Source organism: Lepagella muris (genome assembly GCF_004793975.1).
GTDB lineage: Bacteria > Bacteroidota > Bacteroidia > Bacteroidales > Muribaculaceae > Lepagella > Lepagella muris.
The window spans coordinates 162057-187739 of sequence record NZ_SRYB01000006.1 but is presented as its reverse complement, the minus strand read 5'-3'; the positions used below and the strand labels follow the sequence as shown (position 1 = coordinate 187739).

The 25683-nt window shown below is 42.3% G+C and carries 27 protein-coding genes; 20 read left to right on the top strand and 7 right to left on the bottom strand.

Annotated elements, in window-relative coordinates:
• Positions 1 to 233: 233 nt before the first annotated feature.
• From E5331_RS06230 to E5331_RS06170, 13 genes are all read left to right on the top strand, one after another.
• Positions 234 to 1541 (top strand): nucleotide sugar dehydrogenase, encoded by a 1308-nt coding sequence (locus tag E5331_RS06230; protein ID WP_123482608.1) that lies wholly within the window; start codon positions 234 to 236, stop codon positions 1539 to 1541.
• Between the two features lie 323 nt (positions 1542 to 1864).
• Positions 1865 to 2251, top strand: a complete 387-nt coding sequence (locus tag E5331_RS06225) for a hypothetical protein (protein ID WP_136013226.1) — start codon at positions 1865 to 1867, stop codon at positions 2249 to 2251.
• A gap of 398 nt (positions 2252 to 2649) precedes the next feature.
• Positions 2650 to 4182, top strand: coding sequence for a lipopolysaccharide biosynthesis protein (locus tag E5331_RS06220; RefSeq protein ID WP_123482606.1), 1533 nt, complete (start codon positions 2650 to 2652; stop codon positions 4180 to 4182).
• A gap of 39 nt (positions 4183 to 4221) precedes the next feature.
• The gene (locus tag E5331_RS06215; RefSeq protein WP_135984259.1) at positions 4222 to 5472 is read left to right on the top strand and encodes an O-antigen ligase family protein; all 1251 of its coding nucleotides are present in this window, start codon (positions 4222 to 4224) and stop codon (positions 5470 to 5472) included.
• 1 nt (position 5473) lies between these two features.
• The gene (locus E5331_RS06210) at positions 5474 to 6385 is read left to right on the top strand and encodes a glycosyltransferase family 2 protein (RefSeq protein ID WP_123482604.1); all 912 of its coding nucleotides are present in this window, start codon (positions 5474 to 5476) and stop codon (positions 6383 to 6385) included.
• Positions 6382 to 7512, top strand: a complete 1131-nt coding sequence (glf, locus tag E5331_RS06205) for a UDP-galactopyranose mutase (RefSeq protein ID WP_123482603.1) — start codon at positions 6382 to 6384, stop codon at positions 7510 to 7512. Before E5331_RS06210 ends, glf begins: the two co-directional genes overlap by 4 nt.
• A gap of 2 nt (positions 7513 to 7514) precedes the next feature.
• Positions 7515 to 8543, top strand: a complete 1029-nt coding sequence (locus E5331_RS06200) for a glycosyltransferase family 2 protein (RefSeq protein ID WP_123482602.1) — start codon at positions 7515 to 7517, stop codon at positions 8541 to 8543.
• 85 nt (positions 8544 to 8628) lie between these two features.
• Complete coding sequence (locus E5331_RS06195) at positions 8629 to 9696, top strand: glycosyltransferase (protein WP_123482601.1); 1068 nt, start codon at positions 8629 to 8631, stop codon at positions 9694 to 9696.
• 17 nt (positions 9697 to 9713) lie between these two features.
• Positions 9714 to 10160, top strand: a complete 447-nt coding sequence (locus E5331_RS06190) for a serine O-acetyltransferase (RefSeq protein ID WP_123482600.1) — start codon at positions 9714 to 9716, stop codon at positions 10158 to 10160.
• Positions 10161 to 10193: 33 nt separating this feature from the next.
• Positions 10194 to 11036: a glycoside hydrolase family 16 protein gene (locus tag E5331_RS06185; RefSeq protein WP_123482599.1), complete on the top strand. Its 843-nt coding sequence runs from the start codon at positions 10194 to 10196 to the stop codon at positions 11034 to 11036.
• Between the two features lie 16 nt (positions 11037 to 11052).
• A complete protein-coding gene (locus E5331_RS06180; protein WP_123482598.1) occupies positions 11053 to 11943 on the top strand; it encodes an ATP-grasp fold amidoligase family protein in 891 nt (296 codons plus the stop codon).
• 43 nt (positions 11944 to 11986) lie between these two features.
• Entirely contained in the window at positions 11987 to 12787 is an 801-nt protein-coding gene (locus E5331_RS06175; RefSeq protein ID WP_123482597.1) for a glycosyltransferase family 2 protein, read from the top strand.
• Positions 12788 to 12801: 14 nt separating this feature from the next.
• A complete protein-coding gene (locus tag E5331_RS06170) occupies positions 12802 to 13797 on the top strand; it encodes an NAD-dependent epimerase/dehydratase family protein (protein WP_123482596.1) in 996 nt (331 codons plus the stop codon).
• A gap of 78 nt (positions 13798 to 13875) precedes the next feature.
• On the opposite strand, the gene E5331_RS06165 is transcribed toward E5331_RS06170, so the two are convergent.
• Positions 13876 to 15084 (bottom strand): ATP-binding protein, encoded by a 1209-nt coding sequence (locus tag E5331_RS06165; RefSeq protein ID WP_123482595.1) that lies wholly within the window; start codon positions 15082 to 15084, stop codon positions 13876 to 13878.
• A gap of 303 nt (positions 15085 to 15387) precedes the next feature.
• On the opposite strand from E5331_RS06165, the gene E5331_RS06160 reads away from it, so the two are divergent.
• The 5 genes from E5331_RS06160 to E5331_RS06140 all read left to right on the top strand — a co-directional run bounded on the left by E5331_RS06160 (position 15388) and on the right by E5331_RS06140 (position 18786).
• The gene (locus tag E5331_RS06160) at positions 15388 to 15600 is read left to right on the top strand and encodes a hypothetical protein (protein ID WP_275441104.1); all 213 of its coding nucleotides are present in this window, start codon (positions 15388 to 15390) and stop codon (positions 15598 to 15600) included.
• Between the two features lie 349 nt (positions 15601 to 15949).
• Positions 15950 to 17122: an AAA family ATPase gene (locus tag E5331_RS06155; RefSeq protein WP_123482593.1), complete on the top strand. Its 1173-nt coding sequence runs from the start codon at positions 15950 to 15952 to the stop codon at positions 17120 to 17122.
• 11 nt (positions 17123 to 17133) lie between these two features.
• Positions 17134 to 17523 carry a hypothetical protein gene (locus tag E5331_RS06150; RefSeq protein ID WP_123482592.1) on the top strand — a complete coding sequence of 130 codons (390 nt, stop codon included), beginning with the start codon at positions 17134 to 17136 and terminating at the stop codon, positions 17521 to 17523.
• A gap of 87 nt (positions 17524 to 17610) precedes the next feature.
• The gene (locus tag E5331_RS06145; protein WP_135984254.1) at positions 17611 to 17790 is read left to right on the top strand and encodes a hypothetical protein; all 180 of its coding nucleotides are present in this window, start codon (positions 17611 to 17613) and stop codon (positions 17788 to 17790) included.
• A gap of 579 nt (positions 17791 to 18369) precedes the next feature.
• Positions 18370 to 18786: a hypothetical protein gene (locus E5331_RS06140; protein ID WP_123482590.1), complete on the top strand. Its 417-nt coding sequence runs from the start codon at positions 18370 to 18372 to the stop codon at positions 18784 to 18786.
• 216 nt (positions 18787 to 19002) lie between these two features.
• Here E5331_RS06140 and E5331_RS06135 read toward each other — a convergent pair whose 3' ends face one another.
• The 4 genes from E5331_RS06135 to E5331_RS06120 all read right to left on the bottom strand — a co-directional run bounded on the left by E5331_RS06135 (position 19003) and on the right by E5331_RS06120 (position 21746).
• A complete protein-coding gene (locus E5331_RS06135; RefSeq protein ID WP_123482589.1) occupies positions 19003 to 19758 on the bottom strand; it encodes an energy transducer TonB in 756 nt (251 codons plus the stop codon).
• Positions 19755 to 20189 carry an ExbD/TolR family protein gene (locus tag E5331_RS06130; protein ID WP_123482588.1) on the bottom strand — a complete coding sequence of 145 codons (435 nt, stop codon included), beginning with the start codon at positions 20187 to 20189 and terminating at the stop codon, positions 19755 to 19757. Before E5331_RS06130 ends, E5331_RS06135 begins: the two co-directional genes overlap by 4 nt.
• Before the next feature lie 45 nt (positions 20190 to 20234).
• Entirely contained in the window at positions 20235 to 20858 is a 624-nt protein-coding gene (locus tag E5331_RS06125; protein WP_123482587.1) for a MotA/TolQ/ExbB proton channel family protein, read from the bottom strand.
• Positions 20859 to 21035: 177 nt separating this feature from the next.
• Positions 21036 to 21746 carry a pyridoxine 5'-phosphate synthase gene (locus tag E5331_RS06120; protein WP_123482586.1) on the bottom strand — a complete coding sequence of 237 codons (711 nt, stop codon included), beginning with the start codon at positions 21744 to 21746 and terminating at the stop codon, positions 21036 to 21038.
• A gap of 293 nt (positions 21747 to 22039) precedes the next feature.
• Between E5331_RS06120 and E5331_RS06115 the strand changes: the two genes are divergently transcribed.
• Together E5331_RS06115 and E5331_RS06110 are read left to right on the top strand one after the other, a co-directional pair.
• Positions 22040 to 22549 (top strand): hypothetical protein, encoded by a 510-nt coding sequence (locus tag E5331_RS06115; RefSeq protein ID WP_123482585.1) that lies wholly within the window; start codon positions 22040 to 22042, stop codon positions 22547 to 22549.
• A gap of 45 nt (positions 22550 to 22594) precedes the next feature.
• A complete protein-coding gene (locus E5331_RS06110) occupies positions 22595 to 23473 on the top strand; it encodes an NAD(+)/NADH kinase (protein ID WP_123482584.1) in 879 nt (292 codons plus the stop codon).
• Positions 23474 to 23477: 4 nt separating this feature from the next.
• Here E5331_RS06110 and E5331_RS06105 read toward each other — a convergent pair whose 3' ends face one another.
• Positions 23478 to 24569, bottom strand: a complete 1092-nt coding sequence (locus E5331_RS06105) for a fimbrillin family protein (RefSeq protein WP_123482583.1) — start codon at positions 24567 to 24569, stop codon at positions 23478 to 23480.
• A gap of 52 nt (positions 24570 to 24621) precedes the next feature.
• A complete protein-coding gene (locus tag E5331_RS06100; protein ID WP_123482582.1) occupies positions 24622 to 25575 on the bottom strand; it encodes a DUF5119 domain-containing protein in 954 nt (317 codons plus the stop codon).
• Between the last annotated feature and the right edge of the window lie 108 nt (positions 25576 to 25683).

Here is a 25683-nt window from a genome sequence, read left to right as displayed (position 1 = left end):
GCAGATGAGTCAAGGCATAGATGTGCCGCGCAGCCGTTTTGTTTCAAGTGTGAGCGCGAAGCGCGAAACCAAAGCTAAAACCGCAAAGACCGCCAAGCCCACAGAGAATAATCTTCACACGAAGAAACAAAAGAAGAAAAAGAAATTAAATCCCAATCAAATACAATTCCCTCCCCGTCACCTCACCTTCCCCCTTTAGTGGGGTAGAGACTGACTTGGGGCTTCATCACATTATGAAAATAGCAGTAGCAGGCACAGGCTATGTAGGCCTTAGTATAGCGACTCTTCTCGCTCAACACAATATGGTAATAGCCGTGGATGTGATTCCCGAAAAAGTGGAACTCATCAACAACCGTAAGTCACCCATACAGGATGAATACATTGAGAAATATCTCGCGGAAAAGGATTTGGATCTTACTGCAATCCTTGATGGCGCGCATGCTTATCGCGATGCTGACTTTGTCGTGATCGCGGCACCGACTAACTACGACCCGGTCAAGAACTACTTCGATACCCATTGTATTGAGGATGTGATTGACCTCGTTCTGAGTGTCAATCCCGATGCTGTCATGGTCATCAAGTCAACCATCCCCGTTGGCTATTGCCGTTCCCTCTACATAAAATACGCCGCCAAGGGCGTCAAGAAATTCAATCTCCTCTTCTCACCGGAATTTCTCCGCGAGTCAAAGGCTCTCTACGACAATCTATATCCCTCCCGAATAATTGTAGGTTATCCCAAGATGATAGACAGGGAAGAGTTCATGGAGGAGAATGATGCGATAAGGAAGGTTGCGGATGTGAACTATCTTGAGGCTAAGGCACGAGAATTTGCCGGTTTGTTAAAGCAGGGGGCAATAAAGGAGGATATCCCGACCCTCTTCATGGGTATGAAGGAGGCGGAGGCTGTCAAGCTCTTTGCTAACACTTATCTTGCCCTCCGCGTCAGCTACTTTAATGAACTTGATACATACGCAGAGGTTAAGGGGCTTGATTCACAGGCAATCATCGAGGGTATTGGACTTGATCCTCGTATCGGTACCCACTACAACAACCCCTCCTTCGGCTACGGTGGCTACTGTCTACCCAAGGACACCAAACAACTCCTCGCCAACTACGACAACGTGCCGCAACAGATGATGACCGCCATAGTCGAGAGCAACCGCACACGTAAGGACTTCATTGCTGACCAAGTGCTCAAAATGGCAGGTTGGTACGACTATACACAACAGAACACTTTCGGTTCCACACACGAAAAGGACTGTGTGATAGGAGTGTACCGCCTGACCATGAAGAGCAATAGTGACAACTTCCGTCAGTCTTCAATACAAGGCGTGATGAAACGCATCAAAGCAAAAGGGGCAACCGTAATCATCTATGAACCCACGCTTGAAGATGGCTCCACCTTCTTCGGCAGCCGCGTGGTCAACAACCTTGCAGAATTTAAGCGACTCTCCCAAGCTATCCTCGCCAATCGCACAAGCGAAGAACTCCAAGACGTCGCTGTCAAGGTCTATACCCGCGACCTTTTCTCCCGTGACTAACGCCTGGGAAAGCAAGTTTCCAGCTTGCGCAAAATAGATAATCCTAAATTTATAATAGGGTATATTCATCACCATGTAAGCGTCCAATTTTGACGTATGGCATTGCTAAGGAATAAGCCCTATCTTTGCACTGACAAATTTTTAACTCGCAAAATATGTACAGTGACTCAATTGTGAAAGATTCTATGTCGGCTATATGGCCGAGGCAATGCCACGGGGAGTGTCGATACAGGCATACTGTAAAAAGAACAACGTGCCGTACAACCTGTTTGACAAGTGGTATACTGATACACGGCTCATGGTTGTACCGGTAACAGTGAAGGGTGGTTTTATCTCGACTCCGACTCTGGGAAACCACTCCGGAGCCGTTTGATAATCCATATTCAGCAATGAGTCCAGACGAGAAATCAAAACTGATCATACTCCTGCAACAGATGCTCGAAGACTCAAGGGAGCAGGCTCAGGCTTTGGAACATCGAGCTGTTAAAGCGGAGACTGTTGCCAGGGAAGATCGAGCCAGGACAGAGGGGATGAGCCGTAAAATGGATGAACTTCTGAGGGGCATGAATGAGTTGCTGGCCTCCAACCGTATCAAGGACAATAGACTCGCGGAGCAGGACAGGCTTATTGCCGAGCTTAGGAAGGCTCTGTCAGACGCTTCTGTAGTGGAACAACCACAGAGTTCTCGGAGATCACGGAGAAAAAAGTAAAAAATCTCTGCGATCCCAGTGTCATTTGTGGTAAATATATGGAAAACGAAAGAACTCCCTATTCTTCGGGAGTCACAAGATGGCAAGGGCCTCGGCGGCATATTACACGCTCGTCTCCACCTGTCGGATGTATGGGATATCAGCGCTAGATTATCTCAAGAAACTCTTCCGAGAGATAGTTAACGGCAACCGGAACTATGGTCAGTTACTGCCGATGACCATCGGAATTAGTGTTAACAAAAATTAAAAACAATCTAATTTTTTGACAAAAATTAAGAGAAGGGGCGTTGAAGCCCTTTCTCCTAACCTATACGTCAAAATAGGACGTTTACCAGTGGGTTTACCTTTGAATCCCTTTCTCCTGACCCACACGTCAAAATTGAACATTTACGATACCTATGCCTTCTGTTGACAATAAAAGAATAGCAAAGAACACAATGTTCCTTTACCTTAGGATGATTGTGTCGATTGCTGTCAATCTCTACACAATTCGATTGCTGTGGAAAGTGTTGGGAATTGACAACTACGGTATTTATAATGTTGTCGGAGGTATAGTGTTGATGTTTGCATTCCTGAATAATGCAATGATAGCCTCATCTCAGCGGTTTATCTCGTTCGCATTGGGAAAAGGTGATAAGGTCGGACTTCAGAAAACATTCTCTATTTCAGTAGTAGTTCATGTGTTTTTGGCTATCGGCATATTAATTCTTGCGGAAAGCATTGGATTGTGGTTCCTCAATGTAAGAATGAATATACCGGAGGCGAGGATGTATGCTGCCAATTGGGTGTATCAGTGTTCCATAGCTGCCTTCATGATAAATATTGTCAGTGTTCCGTATAATGCCTGTATTGTAGCTCATGAGCACATGAAGATATACGGATATTTTGGAATAATAGAAGTTTTGCTGAAACTTGGAGCTGTACTGTTGGTGGTTGTTCTACCGGGAGATCGGTTGGTTGTTTACGCTATATTGATTCTATGCGTGTCAGGAGTCATGCGACTCATGTATTCCTTATATTGCAGATATCATTTTGAGGAGTGTCGGTTTAGGAAATTCAAAGATAAGAAACTTATAAGGGATATGTTCTCATTTGCCGGATGGAGTTTCTTCGGAAACATGGGATTTTCGGTAAGGGATCAGGGTGTTAACATATTGTTGAATATGTTTTTCAATGTAGCTGTCAATGCTGCCAAAGGAATTTCCACACAGGTCTGCGGAGTGATAAATGGTTTTGCCTCCAACTTTACAATGGCGATAAATCCGCAGATAACAAAGAAATATGCGTCTGGAGATATTGAGGGAATGGTTCAGTTGCTATATAATGGATGCCGTCTGTCATTTATCTTGATGTCAATAGTAGTTGTTCCCTTGGTTGTTTGTACCCCTACAATTCTTGCATTATGGCTTGACGAGATAACCCCATTGATAATAGGATTCATGCAACTTGGTCTGATAATGTCGCTTATAGATTGCGTGGTAAGTCCAATCACCACGTCACTTCAGGCTACAGGAAAGATAAAAAAATTCCAGATAGTTATATCTATAATCATGATTGCAAACATTCCGTTGTCATGGTTGTGGCTTAAGCTTGGAGGAAACCCCTACTGCGTGATGTTTGTCGGAATTATTATGGCAATAATTGCACTGGTTGCAAGATTAATTCTTCTGCATGAAGTTGTGAATTTTAGTTATAGTTTATTTCTTAGACGAGTATATTTAAGAAGTATTCCATGTCTTGTCGTTGCAACAGGTTTTGCATATATGTATTACCAAATCGTAACACACGATATTATTGGCTTGATAATATATGGATTATGTTCATTATTGACCTTTCTGATTCTTATTTATTTGATTGGGTTGACAAAAGTTGAACGGAGTTATATTAGCGATATTGTTAAAAGAAAGTATTATTCAAAATTTTTTGAATAATAATTTAAACTCGTTTGTTTTTATTGAATTTTTAAAAGAATGAGTCAAGTCTTAGAATATAAATATAAGATTGATTTAGAAAAAAATTGGTTGTTTTTATCTATTCTATTGATAGGTGCAATTCCTCAAATTTTAAATGGTTATGCTTTATATTTATGGATTCTCTTGTTGCCCCTATGTTGGATTTATGGAACTTATAGATTGGATAAGAATGCGTGTTTGATTATTTTATTTAGTTTGTCATATACTTTTTTCAGATTATTACATCCAAATAGACCTGCAACTTCGGTTATCGTATTTCATTTATTTTATCCGTTGGTAATGTATGAATCCGGTATATACATATGTAAAAGATGTACGCATCCGATTACTGTAATAATAGTGTTATTTTCACTTGTTTTCTGTTTTGCAATATGGTCTATTGTAAATAATTTATTTGATTATGTAGAGACAGGTGCAATCGTGAATGCTACAAGATCAATTGCCGGGGAGGACGGTATTGATTTGGAAGGTGTAGTTCCTGCAACTCAGCATAATTCAATGCTTTCTATGGCAATTGGAGGAATTGGAATGTTATTTATTAGAACGAAAGATTCCTTTGAGAGAAAGTTTAAATTCCTAGTCGTGATTCTTTCTGTATTTGCCTTGCTTTCAACATTACATTTGTTGAATAGAACGGGAATATTGATGGCCGTTCTATCATTGATAATAGGTTATTTTTGGGATGGTTTAGATTCTAAAAAAATATTTAAAACAATTGGATTATTATTGTTTTTTCTAATTGTTATATATATTCAATTTAAGGATAGTGTTTTGGTGACATCTGTTATTGATGGCTTTGCTGCAAGAGAGATTAATGAATATAATGGTGGTGCAGCTACAGGTGGCGGTCGAATTGGCAGATGGCTTAGTTCTCCTATGTATATATTGACACATCCATTTGGTAGTCAGGGATTATGGTATGAAGGTCGATATGTGATGGCTCATAATATTTGGTTGGACGCAGGCATTGATAGTGGATATTTTGCTTTTATTCTATTGTTTATCATAACATTTAGATTTTTTAAAAATTTAAATATTCTACGTAAGGATAAATATATACCTACATTTTATAAAGCTTATATATTTTTGATAATAATAACAATTCTATTGCAATGTTGCGTGGAACCATTAATGCGTGCTTTTTATCCCTTGTTCTATTTCCTTTTTTTTATATGGGGATTGATGAAGTGTGATTTCTCATTTAAAAAATTTTGTTCAGGTAGTATGAAATTAAAAAGTTTATTTTGATATGGATGAACATAAGTATACGTTCACGATAATAATTCCTCACTATGGTATCCCATCCAGACTTGTCAGGTTGCTGCAATCGATACCAAGAAGAGTGGATCTTCAGATTATTGTAGTAGATGATTGCTCGCCACAGGAAGGGATAGATTTTCTAAATTATATTCGGAAAAATTTTGAATATGTGGAATATTATACCACTCCATATAATGGAGGTGGTGGATTAGCCAGAAATATAGGTTTATCAAAAGCAATTGGAAAATATGTAATATTTGCGGATGCTGACGATTTTTTTCTACCCTCTCTAAACGAGATTTTGGATAAGTATAAAGAATCTTATGCTGACATGGTGATATTTAACGCATTGTCTTTAGATGATGTTTCCTATAAATTATCGAATAGATCAACGCACTTAAATAAGTATATTGATTTATTTAAATTAGATTCAGAAAAAGGATTACTTAATTTAAGGTATTTATTTGGAGAACCTTGGTGCAGAATAATAAAAAGAGAAATTATAACTTCCAATAATATAAGATTTAGAGAGTGTAGAGTTCATAATGATACATATTTTTCTTATACTATAAGCTTTTATTGTAAGGATATTATTATAGAAGACACTGTTGCTTATATTATAACAAATCGTGTTAATTCAGTTTCTAAAACATCAGATTGGTCTAAACAGGAACTTGCAGTAGATGTTTTTGCGGAAAAAAACCGATTCTTGGAAGAAAAAAATATACGAATTTTTGATTCACTTATTTTTAATCCATTTATCAAATGTATAAAACAATCAAATTGGAATGAATTAAAGAAATTAAAAGGAATTATAAAGAAATATGATTATTCAATGAATACTATATTCTTTAAGTTTCTGAAACTCAAAATACAGAGTCTTTTAAAACTCAAAAAATGAAAGAATACGATTATTTGATTGTGGGTGCCGGATTATTCGGTGCTACATTTGCTTATCTTGCGCACAAAAAGGGATTGAGATGTCTTGTCATTGAAAAACGGTCTCATTCCGGTGGAAATTTGTATTGTCGACAGATAGAAGATATAAATGTGCATGTGTATGGTGCCCATATCTTTCATACTTCGGATAAGAGAGTGTGGGATTTTGTAAATTCAATAGTTCCATTTAATCGATATACTAATTGTCCGGTTGCGCAAGCTCCAGATGGCAAACTTTATAATTTGCCATTTAATATGAATACGTTTTATCAGATGTGGGGAGTCAAAACTCCGGAAGAAGCTGCCTGTAAATTAGAGGAACAGAGAAAGGATGCTGTCAATAAGATGAAGACGGATGGAATTACTGAACCCCGGAATCTTGAAGAACAGGCTCTTTCATTAATTGGTAGGGATATTTATGAGCAGCTGATTAAGGGATATACGGAAAAGCAATGGGGTCGTCCGTGTAATGAATTACCTGCATTTATTATCCGTCGTTTGCCTGTACGTCTTACTTTTGATAATAATTATTTCAATGATGCGTATCAGGGCATACCGATAGGAGGCTACAATAAACTGATAGATGGACTTTTAGAGGGTTCTGATGTGATGCTTGATGTTGATTTCTTCAATAATCGAGAGAAATGGATGGATATGGCAGATAAGGTTGTATTCACTGGTAAGATAGATGAGTACTATGGTTATAGATTTGGAAAACTTGAATACCGCACCGTCCGTTTTGAGACCGAGATACTTGATAACCCAAACTATCAAGGTAATGCAGTTGTGAACTATACATCTGCCAATGTCCCCTTTACCCGCATCATAGAACATAAGCATTTTGAGACTTTCGGTAATGCGGTCTATGATAATCCTCATACAATAATATCCAGAGAATACTCAACAGAATGGAAAGATGGTATGGAACCGTTCTATCCTGTAAATGATGCTCGAAATCAAGCTATATTTTTAAAGTATAAAGATTTAGCATATAAAGAGCAAGGAATAATTTTTGGCGGAAGACTTGCTGAGTATAAGTACTATGATATGGCTCCAATTGTATCTAAAGTATTAAATTTATTTGATTAAATATGAAGAAGATATTGTCAATAATAATACCATCCTATAATATGGAGAAGTATCTTCCACAATGTATTGATTCATTATTGGTGGAAAAGATAGATAGTCTGGATATCTTAATTATTAATGATGGAAGCAAGGACAGAACATTGGAAATTGGTAGAAGATACGAGACAAAATATCCTCAAAGTATTAGGGTTATTGATAAATCCAATGGGAATTATGGATCGTGTATAAACAGGGGATTAAAAGAGGCAGTCGGTAAATATATTAAAGTTCTGGATGCCGATGATAGTTTTGAAAAAAGTAACTTAGATGAGTTTATAGATTATCTTTCTAAAGTAGATGTTGACTTGGTTGTAAGCGATTACGACATTGTAAATGAATCTGGAATAACAACTAAGAAAAATCGATTTTCTCTAAAGAATGATTTGACTATTTTCCTATTTAAGGATGTTCTTTTACGTATCTCGATTCCGGAATTTCAGATGCATTCGGTCACTTATAATAGAAATGTTTTTAGAAATATAGCTTATGTTCAAACTGAAGGAGTCTCATATACAGATATGGAGTGGATGTTTCTTCCAATGACAAAAGTGGAGACTGTCTCATTTTATGGAAAGGTTATATATAAATATTTGATAGGAAGGGAAGGTCAAACTGTAAATACTTCGGTTAGTCAGAAAGCTGTAGGTCAAACAATGTTTGTTGTGAAGCATTTATTGCAGATTTATTCTGAACATAAGGATAAGATATCTTTATACCATAAAGAATACCTTGAGTATAGATTGCGCGAAAAAACGCCTTCATTATATCGTATATGTTTGATTAAGATTGGAGACACTGTCCAGTATGCAAATTTGAAGGAATTTGATGGGATATTGGCAAATCAATTTCCGGAGTTATATCAATTAATGGAAAATGAAACTGTTAAAGCTATTCCATTTCATTATATAAGGTATTGGAGACAGAAAGATTATAGTGATAATATATTTTTGTTGAGAGTAATTCATAAGTTGGTGAAATTGTTGAAGTCGTAATGGATGTATTACAACTTCAACAATTTTATCAACTTATTATGCTTGGATTATTACGATAATAAAGTACTATATTTTATAATTTGCTATGAAGATTTTACACATAGGGAATGTCTCAAGTGAGACAAATGGTATTACGCAAGTATTATTAAATTTATCTAAAGCGCAAATTAAAGTAGGACAAGATGTTCTCACCTTGACTGTGATACATAAAAAAGAGCCATTGCCTTCATTCATTGAGGTGCAGAATTTAAGTAACTTTAGAAAAATAGTAGAATCATTTAAACCCGATATATGTGTATTTCATTCATTGTATAAAAAAGAATATATTCGATTTTATTCTTTTTTGCATGGTATTAGAATTCCTTATTTCATACAACTTCATGGCGCATTAAGTAGAGATAACTATAAAAAAAGTTACATTAAAAAAAGGATTGCGAATCTATTGCTCTATAATCGGTTCATAAAAAAAGCGAATGCGATAATATATTTGAATAAAGCTGAATATGACAATTCAATAGTAAAGGATATTAATCCAAATGCGATAATTATACCTAATGGTTGTCCTAAATCAGAATTATCAAATGTAAATAAAAATAAGGATTTTAATAAGATAAATATATTATATTTAGGTCGAATTAAAATCCATCATAAAGGATTGGATAAATTAATAAAGGCAGTTCAGATTCTTTATAAGGATGGATTACAGGATAAGGTGCATTTCTCTTTTTATGGTAATGGTCATGAGAATGAGATTGACGTATTTAAAGAGTCTATTCATGGTTTTGAGGGGTTTGCTGATTTCTATGGGACTGCTTACGGCGAAGCAAAGATAAGAGCATTCAAAGATTCAGATATTTTTATACTGACTTCAAGATACGAGGGTATGCCAATGGGTATACTTGAAGCTTTGTCTTATGGTCTTCCTTGTATAATAACAAAGGAAACAAATATGGCGGATGTGATAGATGAGTATGATTGTGGTTGGATTACGGAGATTGAACCGGAAAAGATTGCATCAACGATAAAGAAAATGTTGGAGGAATATCCGGCAAATTGGAAAAAATACAATCAAAATGCCATTGATGCATCTAAGGAATTTTCGTGGGATAGAATTGCGATTGAATCGATAGAAAAGTATAAAAGATTCATTTAACTTGTTTAATTGAAATAATGAGATACGATAAACTTTGGATTTTATGGAAAATAAGTAATTGGCTATTCCATCATCATTTAAAACCGATTGCTTCTTTATCTCGCTTTATAATCAGAGTGGTATTATCTGCTGACATTCCACCGGAATTAGAGATTGGTAAGGGTACAAAATTTCCGCACATGGCGCTTGGTTCATTGTTTCATCCAAAAGTGAAAATTGGATCCAATTGTGTATTATTGCATGGAATAACCATAGGCGGAAAGAGTGGCCATAAAAAACTTCCTGTGATTGGAAATAATGTTTGGATAGGGGCCCATTCCATAATTCTTGGAGATATTTCAATTGGGGATAATTCTGTAATAGGAGCCGGCAGTGTTGTGGTTAAGGATGTCCCGGCAAATGCAATTGTTGCCGGAAATCCTGCAAAGGTAATAAAATACAAGAATATGTTTTCGGGGGGGTAATGTATTATGAATCAATAATTTGTAGTAGTGGATATGGTAGCGTTGCTTAAAAGGTATAGATATTGTATTATATTTTTGGGAATATTGTTATTTGGCTTGACTTCTGTTTTGGTATTTGGAGATAACAGAGATGACAGTTATTCAAAACTCAACTATGATGATTGGGTGCTTGATTGGGTTGAAAATTTTGATAAACAGGAGATAGATACACTGATATGGAGTAAGATTCCAAGAGGGAAATATGCTTGGAATGATATGATGTCAGATGATGATAGATGTTTTGATTTAAGAAACGGATGTCTTATATTAAGGGGTATACTTAATGATAATAAATCGAATGATACATCCAAATATTTGACTGGAGGAATATATACTAAATATAAGAAATCGTTTAGTCCCGGAAGATTTGAGTTTAGGGTAAAAATAAATGGGGCACAGGGAGCTTGGCCGGCATTATGGCTTAGACCGTTTAAGCAAGGTAAAAATTATCCTTGGGATGGAGAGATTGATGTTGTTGAACATTTGAATTTTGATCCATATATATATCAAACCGTACATAGCTATTATATTACTAAACTTAAACAATTTAATCCGAAGCATTCTAAAAAGGCGCAGATAAATATTGATGAATTTAATATTTATGGGGTGGAGATAACGGAAGACGCTGTGACTTTTTATGTTAATGGAGAAAAAACATTTATTTATCCGAACAAAGAGTTATCACAGAATAAAGATCAATATCCATTTTTTCAAGACTGGTTTATCTTAGTTGATATGCAATTGGGCGGTAATTGGGTAGGTGCGATTGACGAAGAAGATTTGCCAGTTGAGATGGAGATTGATTGGATAAAACATTATAAAAGGGTCAGAAAATAATATTTAAGGAATAGATATGGCAGGGAAATATCGAAATTTGTATTATAGCTTGAATAAGTATATTTTCAGACTATTGCCCGATACTCTTTATCATAATCTGCTTGGTTGGATAATGCATAGACGGTTTGGTGTCGGTTATCACTGGATGAACATAACTCATCCGAAAACCTTTAGTGAAAAGTTGCAATGGCTTAAGAAAAATGGACCGATTGAAAAGAAGAGCCAATTATCCGATAAGTACGATGTCCGAGAATGGGTTGGTGGAGTTATTGGTGATAAATATTTAGTGGATCTTATTCCGTTATCCAAGTCTGGAAAATTTGAGACAACAAAGGTTGAGGATATAGATTTCAATTATCTTCCGAATCAATTTGTATTGAAATTGACAAAAGGGTCTGGCTTCAATATTATATGTAAGGATAAATCTCAACTTAATCTTCCGAAGGTAAAGAAAACTCTTGTAGATTGGCTTGGTGTTAACAATTATTATTTATCAAGGGAACCAAATTATAAAGGAGAGAATAAGATAATATGTGAGAGAATGTTGGAATACAATATTACAGATTATAAATTTTTCTGTTTTAATGGCACTCCAACATTCGTTGAACTCTATATTGACAGATTCGGGAATCATAGAAAGGTCTTCTACGATATGAATTGGAAAAAAGCTGGATTTACGACTGCCAATGACTCTATGGATGGAGACGCTGAACGACCAAAGGAATTTGATGAGATGGTGTCGGTTGCCAAGAAATTATCAGAAGGTTGGCCTTTTGTGCGCGTCGATCTTTATGTGCATGAAGGGAATGTCTATTTTGGAGAAATGACTTTCCATCCTGCCGGTGGATACACACCTATAACACCTCATGAGTGGGAGTATAAGTTGGGAGAGAAAATTAAATTATAAATTATATTATATTTTGCTGACACGGAGGTGTCGGAATTTTTCTATGAAAGATTATGGACTTGTGTCGATTGTAACCCCATCCTATAATTGTGCGGATTTTATAGGGGAGACAATCGATTCTATTTTATCACAAACTTATACGAATTGGGAATTGCTTATAACGGATGATTGCTCTACAGACAAATCCCGTGAGGTAATAAGCAGTTATGTTGAGAAGGATTCCCGTATAAAGTTGTTTAAGCTTGAGAAGAATTCCGGTGCCGGTGTAGCGAGGAATAATTCAATCAAGGAGGCAAAGGGGCGTTTTATTGCTTTTTGTGACAGTGATGACCGGTGGTATCCTGATAAACTTGAATGTCAGTTGGATTTCATGGTTAAAAATGGATATGGTCTGACGTATAGTTCTTATGATACTTGTGATGAAAACGGAAATATCAATGGATTTGTCGGGTGCCTAAGGAAATTGACATATCCAAAGATATTGAGGGATAATGGTATAGGTTGCCTTACTGCAATATATGATGCCGGTAAGATTGGAAAGCATTATATGCCCTCTATCCGAAAAAGACAGGATTGGTGTCTGTGGCAGAGAATAATAAAGGAGATAGGGGAGGCTCATGGTCTTCAAAAGCCCTTGGCTCTGTATCGGGTCAGGTCCGGTTCAATATCTTCAAATAAGATAGAGATGTTGCGCTATAATTTTAATGTGTATCATCAGGAATGTGGATATTCCAAACCGGTAGCTGCAATTATTTTAGGTGGATATTTCCTGCCATATTATTTCTATAAGAAGATTAAACAGAAACGAGATTACAAGAATCGTTTGGCGGTAAGTAAAAAATAAAACAATAATATATTATGAAGATAGCAATGATCGGTGCCAGCGGATTTGTTGGCACCCGCCTTCTTGGGCTCTTACGTGAGGAGCCGCAGAAGTATGATTGTAAGAATATTGACCTGTTGCCGAGCCATTTCTTTAATGATGTCACCACGATTGGGGATGTGCGCGAGCAGGAGCAGATGGACCGCGAGCTGAAGGGCGCGGATGTGGTTGTGCTTCTTGCTGCGCAGCATCGCGATGATGTTACGCCGGTGTCGCTCTATTATGACACTAATGTGGGCGGCATGGAGGTGACTCTTAAGGCGATGGAGAGGAATGGTATCAAGAGGATTATTTTCTTCTCGTCGGTGGCTGTGTATGGTCTTAATAAGAGGAATCCGGATGAGAATCATCCTGCTGATCCGTTTAACCATTATGGTAAGTCGAAATGGCAGGCGGAGGAGGTATTGCAGAAATGGTATAAGTCTCATCCCGACTGGAATATCGATATTATTCGTCCTACGGTGATTTTTGGTGAACGTAACCGGGGGAATGTGTATAATCTTCTGAAGCAGATATCTTCGGGTAAATTCTTGATGGTCGGTAAGGGTGAGAACAAGAAGTCGATGGCGTATGTGGGCAATATCGTTGCCTTTGTCAAGTTTATGATTGATAATGTCACGAAGGGGTATAATGTATTCAATTATATTGATAAGCCTGACAACAATATGAATCAGCTTGTAGCGCATGTTAGCAAGGTCTTGAACAAGCATATCCCGGCAACCCATTTCCCGTATTGGCTTGGTATGATGGGCGGTTACTGTTTTGATGTGCTTGCCAAGGTTACGGGCAAGAAACTGACTGTCTCTTCGGTTCGTGTGAAGAAATTCTGTGCCACTACGGAGTTTGATGCGAAGAAGGTACATTCATCCGGTTTCAAGGCTCCTTATACCCTCGACGAGGGACTGGCACGTACTCTTGAATTTGAGTTTGTGCATCCCCGTACAGACGATATTACTTTCAAGTCGGAGTGATTTTGCTCCGATCGCTGCCTGCTGCATTCGAAAGGGTGAAGTGGTGACAACAGTATGTAGGGGGATTGTGCCTGTGGGTTATTGCAGGAGGATTTCGATGTCGCTTTTTAGAAAGTCTTCTATCGATATGCCTCCGGTGCCAACTACAAAGGCTTTCTTGGGGTGGAATTGCTTTACGAATGCAGGTAGCCCTGAGTTTGTGGAGCGGCGCCCGCTTTTCACTTCGATTGCGGTGATCTCTCCATCGTTGTATATTATGAAGTCTACTTCCAGATTTCCATTTTTATCTCTTGATGATTCTCGCCAATAGTAAACTTTGTAGTCTAATTCATCAGCCATGCTTAAAAGATGTGTGCCAATTGCACTTTCTACCCAACGTCCCCATATTTTGGAGTCGGTTCGGTCTACGATGAATGAATGCCCCTTGTATGCAGTGAGTAATGCATTGTTATATACTTGATATTTTGGAAGAGAGTTTCGTTTGCGAGCTTCATCTATTGAGAATTTCTGCAATCCTGTCAATAGCGCGCATTCGTCAAGTATTGTCAGGTATGATGCCAATGTGGTCACGTTTCCGGCATCTTGAAGTTGCCCCATAAGTTTTGTCAGGGATAGGATTTCCGCTGAGTAGCTACATCCGAGTTCAAAGAGTTGCTTCATTAGGGCCGGCTTGTAAATGTTGGATGTCATTATGACGTCTTTCTCAATTGCAGGAGCTACAAGAGAGTCTTTAATATATTTTTTCCAACGTTTCTCATCTCCAATCAGGCTGGCAGGTCCGGGATAGCCTCCGAAGTATATGTATTGATCAAGGGTCATTCCGAAAGCATCGTTCATTTCTTTGTAACTCCAGTGTCCCAGACGAATTAATTCAAAACGTCCTGCCAATGACTCAGTGAGTCCTTTCTTTAGTAATAATCTGCTGCTCCCAAGGATGACGACTTTGAGATTTATGTTCTTACGTGTGTCTTCATCCCATTCTCTCTTTACAATTTCACTCCAATTATTGATTTTTTGGATTTCATCAATCACAAGAAGATATTCTCGTTCTTTGCGGATTTCCATAGTGACTCGAGCCGCCTCCCATACTCGGTGTATCCAGTCACTATCGTTTGGATCTACTCCGTCAGCCACTTCTATTGAGTGTGGAATTGAGATGCTTCTTAACACTTGAGTGATAAGCGTGGATTTCCCAACTTGTCTTGGACCGGCTAAAACTTGTATAAACTTTCGTGGTTCAAGAATCCGGTCTTTAAGTATATTGTATTGTTGACGAATGTATTCCATATTGTGTAATTGTTTCCTAAGTTTTGCCTTTTAGTTCAAATTGAGATGTAAATTTACTCAATTCTATATGTAAATTTACTCAAATTGAGATGTGAAATTACTCGATTCTATATGCAAAATTACTCAATTTATTAGACTTATTCAAATACTCGTATAAATTTATTTGGCTTTTTTTCTCCCCTTTATGGGGGGATGAGTCTGGATAGCTTTTTTTATGTAAGCGTCCAATTTTGACGTATGGCATGGGAATTAAATAAGATCTATCATTGCACTGACAAATTTTTAACTCGAAAAATATGTACAGTGACTCAGATTTTGAAAGATTCTATGTCGGCTATATGGCCGAAGCAATGCCTCGGGGGAGTATCGATACAGGCATACTGTAAAAAGAACAATGTGCCATACAACCTGTTTGACAAGTGGTATACCGATACACGGCTCATGGTTGTACCGGTAACCGTGAAGGGCAACCTTATCACGACTCCGACTCCGGGAAACCACTCCGGATCCGTTTGATGATCCATATTCAGCAATGAGTCCAGACGAGAAATCAAAACTGATCATACTCCTGCAGCAGATGCTCGAAGACTCAAGGGAGCAGGCTCAGGCTTCGGAACAGCGAGCAGAGATGGCGAGGGCTATTGCCAGGGAGAACCGTGTTCGGATAGAATGTTTTTGGTTTTTTCGGATTTTGTTTGTAAATTTGCTTGACAAATTATTTAACTGAAGTTTCGCAAGCTGCACTTCAGTGGTTTACAGTTTATTGTTTAAGGTTTAAGATTCACGGCAATCTATGAATCTTTTCATTATACAAAACGTAATGATAATAAACCATAAACTTTAAACCTTAAACCATTTAAGCATTATGATTGACCGCATAAAGATACAAAACTTTAAGTCGATAGTGGATCTGAAATTCAATCCGGGGAGTTTCAATGTCATTATTGGCCCTAACGGTTGCGGAAAATCTAATATTCTTGAGGCTATCTCTTTCGCAAGTGCTGCATCCCAAAATAAACTTGATTATGAATATCTTGTGAATAGGGATGTGAGAATGTCTGAACCGAAATTCATGTTTAACGCATTTGATGATGAGGAGGATGCTCCTACAGAAGATAATGATGATGGTAGTAAGAAAATTAATGCTATAAATATCGCTATTGATTGTAGTGATACTCGTCATGTAAACAAAATAATATATCTGGATGAGGTCAAAAGATGGATTGATCTTGCATTTATGGCCAATCGTGGAATATATGAAATGCTGAAGACGGATAAGGATTTGGCTGTAAGTATATTAAAACCCATGATTGAAAGCAGTGGTGAGAAGGTATATGACGTCAGTGATGTAGAGGATCTTATCAAGTCGTTTGCCACAAAATCTACCGACCTGGAAAGGTTTCTAGTATATCGCCCGACAGAACATTTCTTACGCAAGACTTTCGATACATCGATTTTTCCGTTGGGTGTGCATGGAGAAGGTCTGTTGAAGTATCTTAAGGAGATGGCTGAGGAACGTAACAGCCAATTGTTTGATGAGATAAATAATGGCCTTTCGTTGCTTGACTGGTTTGACGGATTCATGGTGCCGGAAAATCTGATGTCGGATGAGTATCGCCTTTCTATTGGCGACAGGTATCTGAAGGATTCCTTGCATTATTTTGACCAAAGAAGCACTAATGAGGGTTTTCTGTTTATGTTGTTTTATCTTACTCTCTTTAACAGTCATGACATGCCGCGTTTTTTTGCTGTTGATAATATAGAATCGGCTCTTAATCCGAAACTTCTCACACGTCTTATAAATTATCTTGTAGAGAGAACGATTGCCGGGGATAAACAAGTGATTGTCACTACGCATAGTCCTTTTGTGCTCGATGCGTTGGATCTGGAGGACGATAGGATACGTCTGTTTGTGGCACGGCGAGACATTGATGGTCATACCCGTCTGGAACGTGTGCCATACAGAAAGGACCGTAAGATGAAACTTTCTCAACTTTGGATGAGTGGTCTTATTGGTGGATTGCCGGATAATTTCTGAATGGATTTATCATGAGCGTTAAAATTGGAATAGTCTGCGAGGGAATTTCCGACTATCGGATTCTTAAACATATCACGGAAAGGTTTTTACGTGAGTATGATGCGTATGTCATTCCTTTGAAACCTAAGGAGACTCCTGATGGTAAACAAGACGGATTCGGATCCTGGCAAGGTGTATTGCAATATATAAAGGGTGAGGATCAGATGATTCTGGAGGCTATATCTGAGGGTTGCCGTTTTGTCATTGTCCACATAGATACTGATGTAAGAGAGGATTATGGGTTGATGGGGGAATATGAGGATCATGAGAAACTTTATGAGGAAGTTGTAAGGATGCTGACCTCTCATGTGCATCAGGATTTTGATAGGGATAATTTGGTGTTTGCTATCGCTATTCATTAAACGGAGTGTTGGCTGATTCCTTTTATTTCTGCTGACAGTAAGATGACCTGTAAGACCAATAATTGTGTAGGGGTTATCAATCATCTGTTGAAAGACCGAGGAAATATCAATAAAGATAATAAAAATTCAGATAAGGCAAGAGCAGCCTATGAATTGATTCTGAAACAAAAGAAAAAGGGGAAGGATATTAAGGCGGCATCATTAAATAATGTAGGATTCCGTCGTTTCATAGAATCGCTTGAAAATATAAAAGAGCGTTTGTCATAACTTAAAAATTTACGTAAACGTCTCGTAAGTGGTAATTTCTTGGTCCTTGTGAAAAATATATAGCTTTGCATCGACAAAAATAAAAATTGATGGGGAGGCGGTATCGAAGTATTGGGAGCTGGTACACTACTGGTTTCAGTAAAAGACAGAGGTGGAGATCCACGCATACCGCTTGAGAAATTCTGCCGGGACAGAAGATATCCTACAAGGCACTTGATAACCCTAATACCTCGCTCTTTCTCTGGTCGGGAACTAATCAATATCTCCATTTTTTTAACACATGCAAATTAATAATGATGGCTATCTGGTCAGCAATTGTCATGCATTTTTAATATGGAACCGGATAATTACCACTTACATTCGTTCATAGTTTGTAAATTATAAAGTGGTACTTTAGATTTTACAAAGTTATAATTAATATTCTTAATATCTAAACTAAATAAGGCTGAATTATGTCAGATAGAATCTGCGTTTACCTTTGTCTTACCCACATGAGCGGTAAGGATATGCGGTATAGGGCAGATGATGATCTTCTTTAGGGGGATATGTTTGCGATGACCGGATGGATAGCTTTGTTTTATGCGGATTGGTGGGATTGAGTTTGTGAGGAGTGGGGAGGGGCTTTCTCCCCGGGGTTGTCCGGAGTTTTGGTTTGTGACGCGGGATGGGATGTCGGCGGCACGATGGATGGGGTATTATCTGGAGGTGCCGGGGGTGGACGGTATGTTGCGCGTCAGGAGGCGGTGCCATGGGGGATGGATGCTGACGAATGTGCCGGTGTATGGGGATGTGGTGTTTCTGCCGGAGGATGGCTCGCCGGAGGGGAATGGCTCCGGTGGTTTGCGGGAGGATGGTTCTGACGGTAGGGGGAGGATTTTCCGGCGAGTGTCGGAGGCGGGGGAGGATGGCATTCTGATTGCGGATTTGTGGGAACGGTATTTTCTTTTGACTCCGGATGGGAGGAGGAGGGAGGTGACGGCACCTCTTGTCCTCTGAAGGGGAGGGACGTGAGGGACGGCACTTCTCGGCACCCCTCGCCCATGGGCTCGGGCACGGAACTCCAGTAACTTGAAAGCGCACATGAGATTGCAATCTCATGTGCGCTTTTTTTGTGGGTTGGCGCAAGCCCCCGGGGGCTTGCGGTTCTATTGATTTGCAAGCCTCTTGGCTTGCTTTCCTGAGGAGCTTGCGGTCTCGGGGGCTGTCGGGGGATTAGCGGGGGGTGATGGTGAAGGTGATGGAGCCGCGTGTGGAGGTGGCGCCTTTTTTTGCTGACCAGCGGGCCTGGCGTGCGGCTGCCTCGCATTTGCGGCGTATGGTGGCGTCGGCACTCCCTTTGGCGGTGGCTTCTGTGACGCGTCCTTCGGCGTCGATCACGACGTTGACGGTGACTATTGTCTTGTGGCGTAGGGCTACGTCTGGCTTGGGACAACTGATGAAGCTGCGTCCGTGGGCGTTGCCGCTGACCCCGACTCCGGTGCCTCCAGCTCCGGTCGCGCCTTCGGGTGTGCCTTCGGTGGATCCGTTCTTGGGCGAGAATTTGTTTGCCACGGTGCTCGTGGCTTTCTTACGCTCTTTTTCGGTCTTGTCGGGCTCCTCTGCCTTGACTGCGCTCTCCTTCTTCTGTGTGTTGAGTTTCGGTTTGGGAGGGGTGGGCTTAGGTTTCGGTTCCGCCTTCGGTGCCGGCTCGATTATCTCGGCGTTATCCTCTGGTCCGGGGTCGGGTTCACCTTTGACGGCGGGTGCCGGCTTACTGTTTTTTACCGCATTCTCCTCGCCAAGCTCTTTCAGTTCCGGCTCGATGAATAGCTCTTCCTCCTCTGGCATCATCAGGTCGGGGGGCGTGGTCTTCGCTACCTGCACGCTCTCCCATGAGATCTTACCATAGAAGAGGGTGATGACGATTGCCACCGAGAAGAGCAGCGTCAGTAGCAGTGCGGACAGTCTGTCGTTGTTATCTTTTTTCATTTCTGGGAGCTACGGGTTGCGAGAACGAGCCGCAGGTTGTTGCGTGCGGCGAGGTCGAGCACTTCAATCACGCGGGCATACGCGACAGTGCTGTCGGCGTATAGTGCGACGGCACGGAGCGAGTCCTGCTGCTGTATGAGGAGAAGGTCGGCGAGGAGTTCATCGCGGGTTACGGGTCGGGCTGTGGAGTTCTCTTCGATAGAGTCGTTGCGGTCAGCCACGAGATATAATTTGGATTCGGCATCGATGTATACTTCCGTGATTGGCTTTAGCGAGGTCTGTTCGCTGCTTTGCGGGAGGTTGACGTCGATGGCTGCGGGGAAGATCAGAGTCGATGTCACCATGAAGAAGATGAGCAGGAGGAATATGACGTCTGTCATCGACGACATGGAGAAGGTGTCAAGCGTCTGAAATGGTTTCTTCAGTGCCATTCTTATCGTGGATTATGGATTGTTACAGATTCTGGGAGAGGATTGTCATGACGGCTCGTTGAGGAGGTCCATGAATTCCATGGTCTTTGCCTCAAGGGAGTTCATGATGCGGTTTACGCGCGACACGAGGAAGTTGTAGGCGAAGAGGGCGGCGATACCGACGACGAGACCGGCTACGGTAGTGACGAGGGCCTGGTAGATGCCGGAGGAGAGGACGGTGATGTTGGCGGATGTTCCGGCGTTGGCGAGTGCGAAGAAGGCTTCGATCATACCGGTCACGGTGCCGAGGAATCCGAGCATGGGGGCTCCGGCGGCTGTTGTGGAGAGCCATGTGAAGCCTTTTGTGAGGTTGGTCACTTCAATGTTGCCGGTGTTTTCGATTGCTACGAGCACGTCGTTCATGGGGCGTCCGATGCGGTTCACGCCTTTGAGGATGAGCCGGGCGTAGGGTGTATCGGTGCGTTTGCAGAGGTTGACGGCGTTTTCGATGTCGCCTTCCATGATGTAGTCGCGTATGCGCTTCATGAAGGTCTCGTCGTTGCGTGATGCGCGCATGAGGGCGAAGCATCGCTCGATGAATATGTATATGCTGACTATAAGGAGCACAGCAAGAGGGATCATGATGTAGCCGCCGTCCATGACGAGCGACCAGAATGAGAGGGTGTTCATTTGGTTATGTTGTTTTTTTGTTTCTTTTTGCTTTGGGATTTGCTTTGGGATTTTTTCGCGGGATTTTCGCGCTTCGCGCTCACACCTGGATCAAAACGGCTGCGCACTGCCTGCCTTCTTTGCTTCGCTTCTTTGCTTCGCTGCCTGGCTTCTTTGCTTCGCAGCTTCGGCTTTTGATTAGAGGCAGGCGCGGTAGCGGCGGATGGTCTCGGAGATGCCGAGGTAGAGGGCGTCGGAGATGAGGGCGTGCCCGATGCTTACTTCATCGAGGAGGGGGAGGGAGGCGTGGAAGTAGGCGAGGTTGTCGAGGTTGAGGTCGTGTCCGGCGTTGAGTCCGATGCCGATCTCGAGGGCTGTCTGCGATGCTTTGACGAAGGGGGCTACGGCTGCGGCAGGGTCGGTGGCGTAGTTGTCGGCGTATGGCTTGGTATAAAGCTCCACGCGGTCGGCTCCCACTTCGGCTGCTTTCCTCACCTGGTCAGGGTCGGCGTCAACGAATATTGATGAGCGTATTCCGGCTTCGCGTAGTCGGGCACATATCCCTCGCAGGAAAGCCTCGTTGGCGATGACGTCCCATCCGGCGTTTGATGTTACGGCGGAGGGTGAGTCGGGCACGAGTGTCACCTGGTCGGGGCGAACTTCGATGACGAGATCCATGAATTCGGGGGCGGGGTAGCCCTCGATGTTGAATTCGGTGGTCACCACGGGACGGAGGGCTCTCACGTCGGCGCGTGTGATGTGGCGTTCGTCGGGACGCGGATGTACGGTGATGCCCTGTGCGCCAAATCGTTCGCAGTCAATGGCAAATTTCACTACATCCGGCACGTTCTCCCCCCGCGCGTTGCGCAGAGTGGCGACTTTATTGATGTTTACGCTTAATCGGGTCATTGTCAGATAATTGTTTATAATATAGAACTGTGGGAAACACGGCTGCGGCGGTTTGATTGCTAAATTTTTGTGTCATGTTATGAAATTCGGCACAAAATTTGTAACTTTGAACCATCAGCAGCGTTTTCCGCATGGATTCCCTATTTTCAACCCTTTTCGGGGCGTGAAAGTTCGGTCTTCCGTGATTAAACTGCAAAAATATAAAAAAAGGACGTTGAGACAAAGAAAAAAACGCACGGATGACGTTTTTTAATTAGTAAGTAATAGTTAAAAATAGTAAGGAGCAGACAAATATGACAGCAAAAGAGATATTATCACCCGGAAAGACAGTAGCGGACCGTATGCCAGGCAGGATAGTCGAGGCAGATATGCCGCTATTGGAATTGTTGCCACGTCTGCTTGATGCTCCCGGACGAGAGGTGGGAGTCAGCGACGGGGAAACAACACTCGGAGTAGTAGACCAGACCTCGATGCTTGAGGGTCTGGCAAGGATGATAGCGGCACGCGACGATTGCAGTGAGGTCACTGTGGAATGCCGTCCGGAGGACTACAGCGCGAGCCAGCTGGCGCATGCCGTGGAGGATAGCGACGCGCATCTGGTCGACCTGTTCTCCTCGCCGTCGGCAGACGGGCACATCCGCGTCACGCTTCGCTTGCGTCATTCCGATCCGTCGGCAGCCGTGAGGAGTCTGGAGCGTTATGACTTCAAGGTGCTTGAGGCACACGGCTCTTCCGACGGCGTACGTGATGCCGCGATAGCGACGGAGCGGCTTATGGCACTTCAGGCGTTGCTTAACGTATGATTGCGCACCGATCCGTGCAGGGTCGGGACGTATTGACATAATATAATGGAACTGACAAATAAAGTAGCAATATTCGGAAGCCGCAGGCAAGATCCCTATCTGAAGGAGCTTGCCGGGCTTTTCGCGCATTTTGAGGGTATCGGTTTTAAAGTGGCGGTCCATACTAAGATCGCCGGCTATCTTGCTGCGCATGGCATAGACATGCACGGGGCAGAGGTGGTGGAGGATATTCCGGAAGGGACGGGGCTGGTCATAAGCATCGGCGGCGACGGCACGTTCCTGCGCGCCGCACGTTGGGTAGGTAAGCGGGAGATCCCGATTCTTGGTGTCAACACGGGTCATCTCGGATTCCTGGCAAGTTGCCGGCTTGAGGAGGTGGGGGAGATGATAGGGGCGATATGCCGTGGCGATGTCATCGTGGAGCGCCGGATGCTTCTCTGGGTGCAGAGTTCTGCTTTCCCGGATGGTTGCTGGCATTATGCCCTCAATGAGGTGGCTCTGATGAAAGAGGAGTCATCATCGATGATTTCCGTCAACACGGAGATCAACGGCAGTTATCTCGCCACTTACCGCTGCGACGGGTTGATAGTATCGACCCCCACGGGGAGCACCGGTTATAATCTCTCTGCGGGGGGGCCGATATTGGAACCTACAATCGATTGCATCACGCTGTCGCCTGTCGCGCCTCACACGCTGACGGTACGTCCTCTCGTGGTCGGGGGCGGTTCGGAACTGGAACTGACGGTAGAGAGCCGCACGGGACGGTTCCGGCTGAGTCTTGACGATTGCTCGTATCTGATGCCGGAAGGGGAGAAGATATGGGTGAAACGCGCGGGTTTTGTGACGCGGCTCGTCAGACGGAAGGATTCGACGTTTGCGACGATTCTGCGCGATAAGCTGCTCTGGAGTGCGAGCGCATTTTAAAAATTTACTGGTAATTGGTGGTGATGTTGACGTAGGTGTCGACGGTCGGGGTGCCGAAATCGATGGACCCCATCTCTTCATTGGAGTTGATGACCACGTTGTAGATATACTGATAGCCGGGTTTCCACTCGGAGAATGAACTTGTGGAGAGTGGGAATTTCAGCAGGCCGTCGCCGTATGTGCTACCTTCCACGATGTTCTCTTTTGGGGTGTTGGCGTTAGGCCAGAGCTTGTCGCCCGTGGTGGCATCGTATACGGAGCACATCACCGCGAGGTAGGTGTCGTTGCCCATGCCGCTGCTTCTCCATGTCAAAGGCTGCGGGATCAGATATTTCGGCCCTCCCAAGGCAAGGTCGGAGCTGCTGAGGTCGTTCGGCGTAGTGGTGAGCAGGATTACGTCATCATGACTCTGCGACATGTGGTATATATATGTCGAGGGGGTATTCTGGTCAGTCCAGTGTCCGGTGTTGAGATCAGAAGATTCCGTGGCGGTGGATTCTCCGGGGAAGTGGAAATTACCTTTCGTGGTAATATTTGACATGGCTACATTTGTCACCCTTACTGCCAGACTCGTATTGGTAGAGCTCAGCTTGACCGTCACTTTTGACAGGGCATGTCGGAAGTTGAATATCACCTGAGGATTTGCACTTCCCGTATTCCCCGAAAGATTGGGACTTACGGCATACACGATATCCTCCACGCCCCCCTGGTCAACGTATTCCACTGGTGCAAGCGGTCCTGTCGCACCTACCCAAGAGGTGGGTGCGAAAGCATAGAAATCGACCGTCTCCTTTGCAGGCCAATACTTTACCGGAGAATATGTCCATACGTTGGAGGCAGTCTTGCTGACAAGCACGTTATCCATGAATATCTTTGGGGCGGTGGCGTTCCCGGTATAAGCATAGACGTTGAATGAATTCAGATTGTTTGTCGTGATATCCCCGCTGCGGGTGAGTTCGGTAGATGCGGCAAATCGTATACGGTTGCCAGATGACGGTTCTATCGGATCGTTAGTCTCATCATTTGAACAAGCCGACAGAAGAGTCGCACCGGAGGCGATGATCAGGGCTGATGAAATCAATGTTGTCTTTTTCATATATATATGTATTAAGATTATAAATTCTTATATTTGCGGATATATTCCATAGTCAGGTGGAAAGGTCAATCTCTATCACGTTCCAGCCGTCTACATCCACGTCAATGCCTACATCATCGTCTTTATCGGGAGGAGTAGGTCCCGGTTCCGACGGAATCGAGAGTCCGCTTATTGTAATATAAACGCAGTGGATAGAGAAAGTGTTGACCGTCAAATCGGATGCGGTGAATTTCTTTGAATACGATTTGCCGGATTTTGACGTGACGTTGAGGGTCACTCCATATTCCGTCGTATCATCAGGCAAAGGAAATCCGCAGGTGGTGCCGTCAAGCGTGCCGCCTATCAGGTCGGTTGTCATTGTGCAAGGCATTGACAGCGATGGCGCGACAGGCGTCAGTGAAGAGAGGTTCATCCCTTTGGCGGGACCCTCCACGTATGCCTTCGCACTGCGCAGATACTCCATCCCCTCCACGTCATTGATAATAAGATGATATATTGTAGACAGGGTGTCGGGATAGCATTTTATGACAGAGGCTCCGCATTCTTTGACATCGTTATCTTCCCCCGTGTATCCGACGCCGCATGGTGATACCGTCACATCCTTCATACGGCAACCGTAAGACATACCGGGACACATGATTGCGACATGGTCGGCACGCTCGGTCGTGGATAGCATCACGGAAGATTCCTGATCCTGTCCGGAAAGTATTATCCCGGCAATGTCATTGTTGACGGCAAGCATCCTGTAATGTCCGAAAGGCAATTCTATCTGACCTCCATCTCTTCCCGCGATATCAAATCTCCATATACCACCCCCCTTATCCGAGGAATAGAACAGCAGGGTCATCCCTTCAGGATCGGCATTAATGGCATTATCCCAGAAAAAACGCACATTTACCACGTCGCCCTCCTGTTCTGAGAGGGCGAAGAATCTCTGAGTGCAACCTGTGAGAGCCAAAAGCAATATGGGCAAAAGAGATAAGCGTCGGTGTAAACGTAGAATCATACATTAATAACACCTTTCCCTTTTAATGGTTTATACTTGATTTTTTATTGAAAGTTAAGTTAAAAAAGGGGATAAATGTCAATCTAAAAAATTTTTTTATCTAAAAAA

Bases quoted from the DNA above. Each gene is read 5' to 3' on its own strand.
- E5331_RS06230 (WP_123482608.1), top strand. From the start codon at position 234: ATGAAAATAGCAGTAGCAGGCACAGGCTATGTAGGCCTTAGTATAGCG.
- E5331_RS06220 (WP_123482606.1), top strand. From the start codon at position 2,650: ATGCCTTCTGTTGACAATAAAAGAATAGCAAAGAACACAATGTTCCTT.
- E5331_RS06215 (WP_135984259.1), top strand. From the start codon at position 4,222: ATGAGTCAAGTCTTAGAATATAAATATAAGATTGATTTAGAAAAAAAT.
- E5331_RS06210 (WP_123482604.1), top strand. From the start codon at position 5,474: ATGGATGAACATAAGTATACGTTCACGATAATAATTCCTCACTATGGT.
- glf (WP_123482603.1), top strand. From the start codon at position 6,382: ATGAAAGAATACGATTATTTGATTGTGGGTGCCGGATTATTCGGTGCT.
- E5331_RS06200 (WP_123482602.1), top strand. From the start codon at position 7,515: ATGAAGAAGATATTGTCAATAATAATACCATCCTATAATATGGAGAAG.
- E5331_RS06195 (WP_123482601.1), top strand. From the start codon at position 8,629: ATGAAGATTTTACACATAGGGAATGTCTCAAGTGAGACAAATGGTATT.
- E5331_RS06190 (WP_123482600.1), top strand. From the start codon at position 9,714: ATGAGATACGATAAACTTTGGATTTTATGGAAAATAAGTAATTGGCTA.
- E5331_RS06185 (WP_123482599.1), top strand. From the start codon at position 10,194: ATGGTAGCGTTGCTTAAAAGGTATAGATATTGTATTATATTTTTGGGA.
- E5331_RS06180 (WP_123482598.1), top strand. From the start codon at position 11,053: ATGGCAGGGAAATATCGAAATTTGTATTATAGCTTGAATAAGTATATT.
- E5331_RS06175 (WP_123482597.1), top strand. From the start codon at position 11,987: ATGAAAGATTATGGACTTGTGTCGATTGTAACCCCATCCTATAATTGT.
- E5331_RS06170 (WP_123482596.1), top strand. From the start codon at position 12,802: ATGAAGATAGCAATGATCGGTGCCAGCGGATTTGTTGGCACCCGCCTT.
- E5331_RS06165 (WP_123482595.1), bottom strand. From the start codon at position 15,084: ATGGAATACATTCGTCAACAATACAATATACTTAAAGACCGGATTCTT.
- E5331_RS06155 (WP_123482593.1), top strand. From the start codon at position 15,950: ATGATTGACCGCATAAAGATACAAAACTTTAAGTCGATAGTGGATCTG.
- E5331_RS06150 (WP_123482592.1), top strand. From the start codon at position 17,134: ATGAGCGTTAAAATTGGAATAGTCTGCGAGGGAATTTCCGACTATCGG.
- E5331_RS06140 (WP_123482590.1), top strand. From the start codon at position 18,370: ATGCGGATTGGTGGGATTGAGTTTGTGAGGAGTGGGGAGGGGCTTTCT.
- E5331_RS06135 (WP_123482589.1), bottom strand. From the start codon at position 19,758: ATGAAAAAAGATAACAACGACAGACTGTCCGCACTGCTACTGACGCTG.
- E5331_RS06130 (WP_123482588.1), bottom strand. From the start codon at position 20,189: ATGGCACTGAAGAAACCATTTCAGACGCTTGACACCTTCTCCATGTCG.
- E5331_RS06125 (WP_123482587.1), bottom strand. From the start codon at position 20,858: ATGAACACCCTCTCATTCTGGTCGCTCGTCATGGACGGCGGCTACATC.
- E5331_RS06120 (WP_123482586.1), bottom strand. From the start codon at position 21,746: ATGACCCGATTAAGCGTAAACATCAATAAAGTCGCCACTCTGCGCAAC.
- E5331_RS06115 (WP_123482585.1), top strand. From the start codon at position 22,040: ATGACAGCAAAAGAGATATTATCACCCGGAAAGACAGTAGCGGACCGT.
- E5331_RS06110 (WP_123482584.1), top strand. From the start codon at position 22,595: ATGGAACTGACAAATAAAGTAGCAATATTCGGAAGCCGCAGGCAAGAT.
- E5331_RS06105 (WP_123482583.1), bottom strand. From the start codon at position 24,569: ATGAAAAAGACAACATTGATTTCATCAGCCCTGATCATCGCCTCCGGT.
- E5331_RS06100 (WP_123482582.1), bottom strand. From the start codon at position 25,575: ATGATTCTACGTTTACACCGACGCTTATCTCTTTTGCCCATATTGCTT.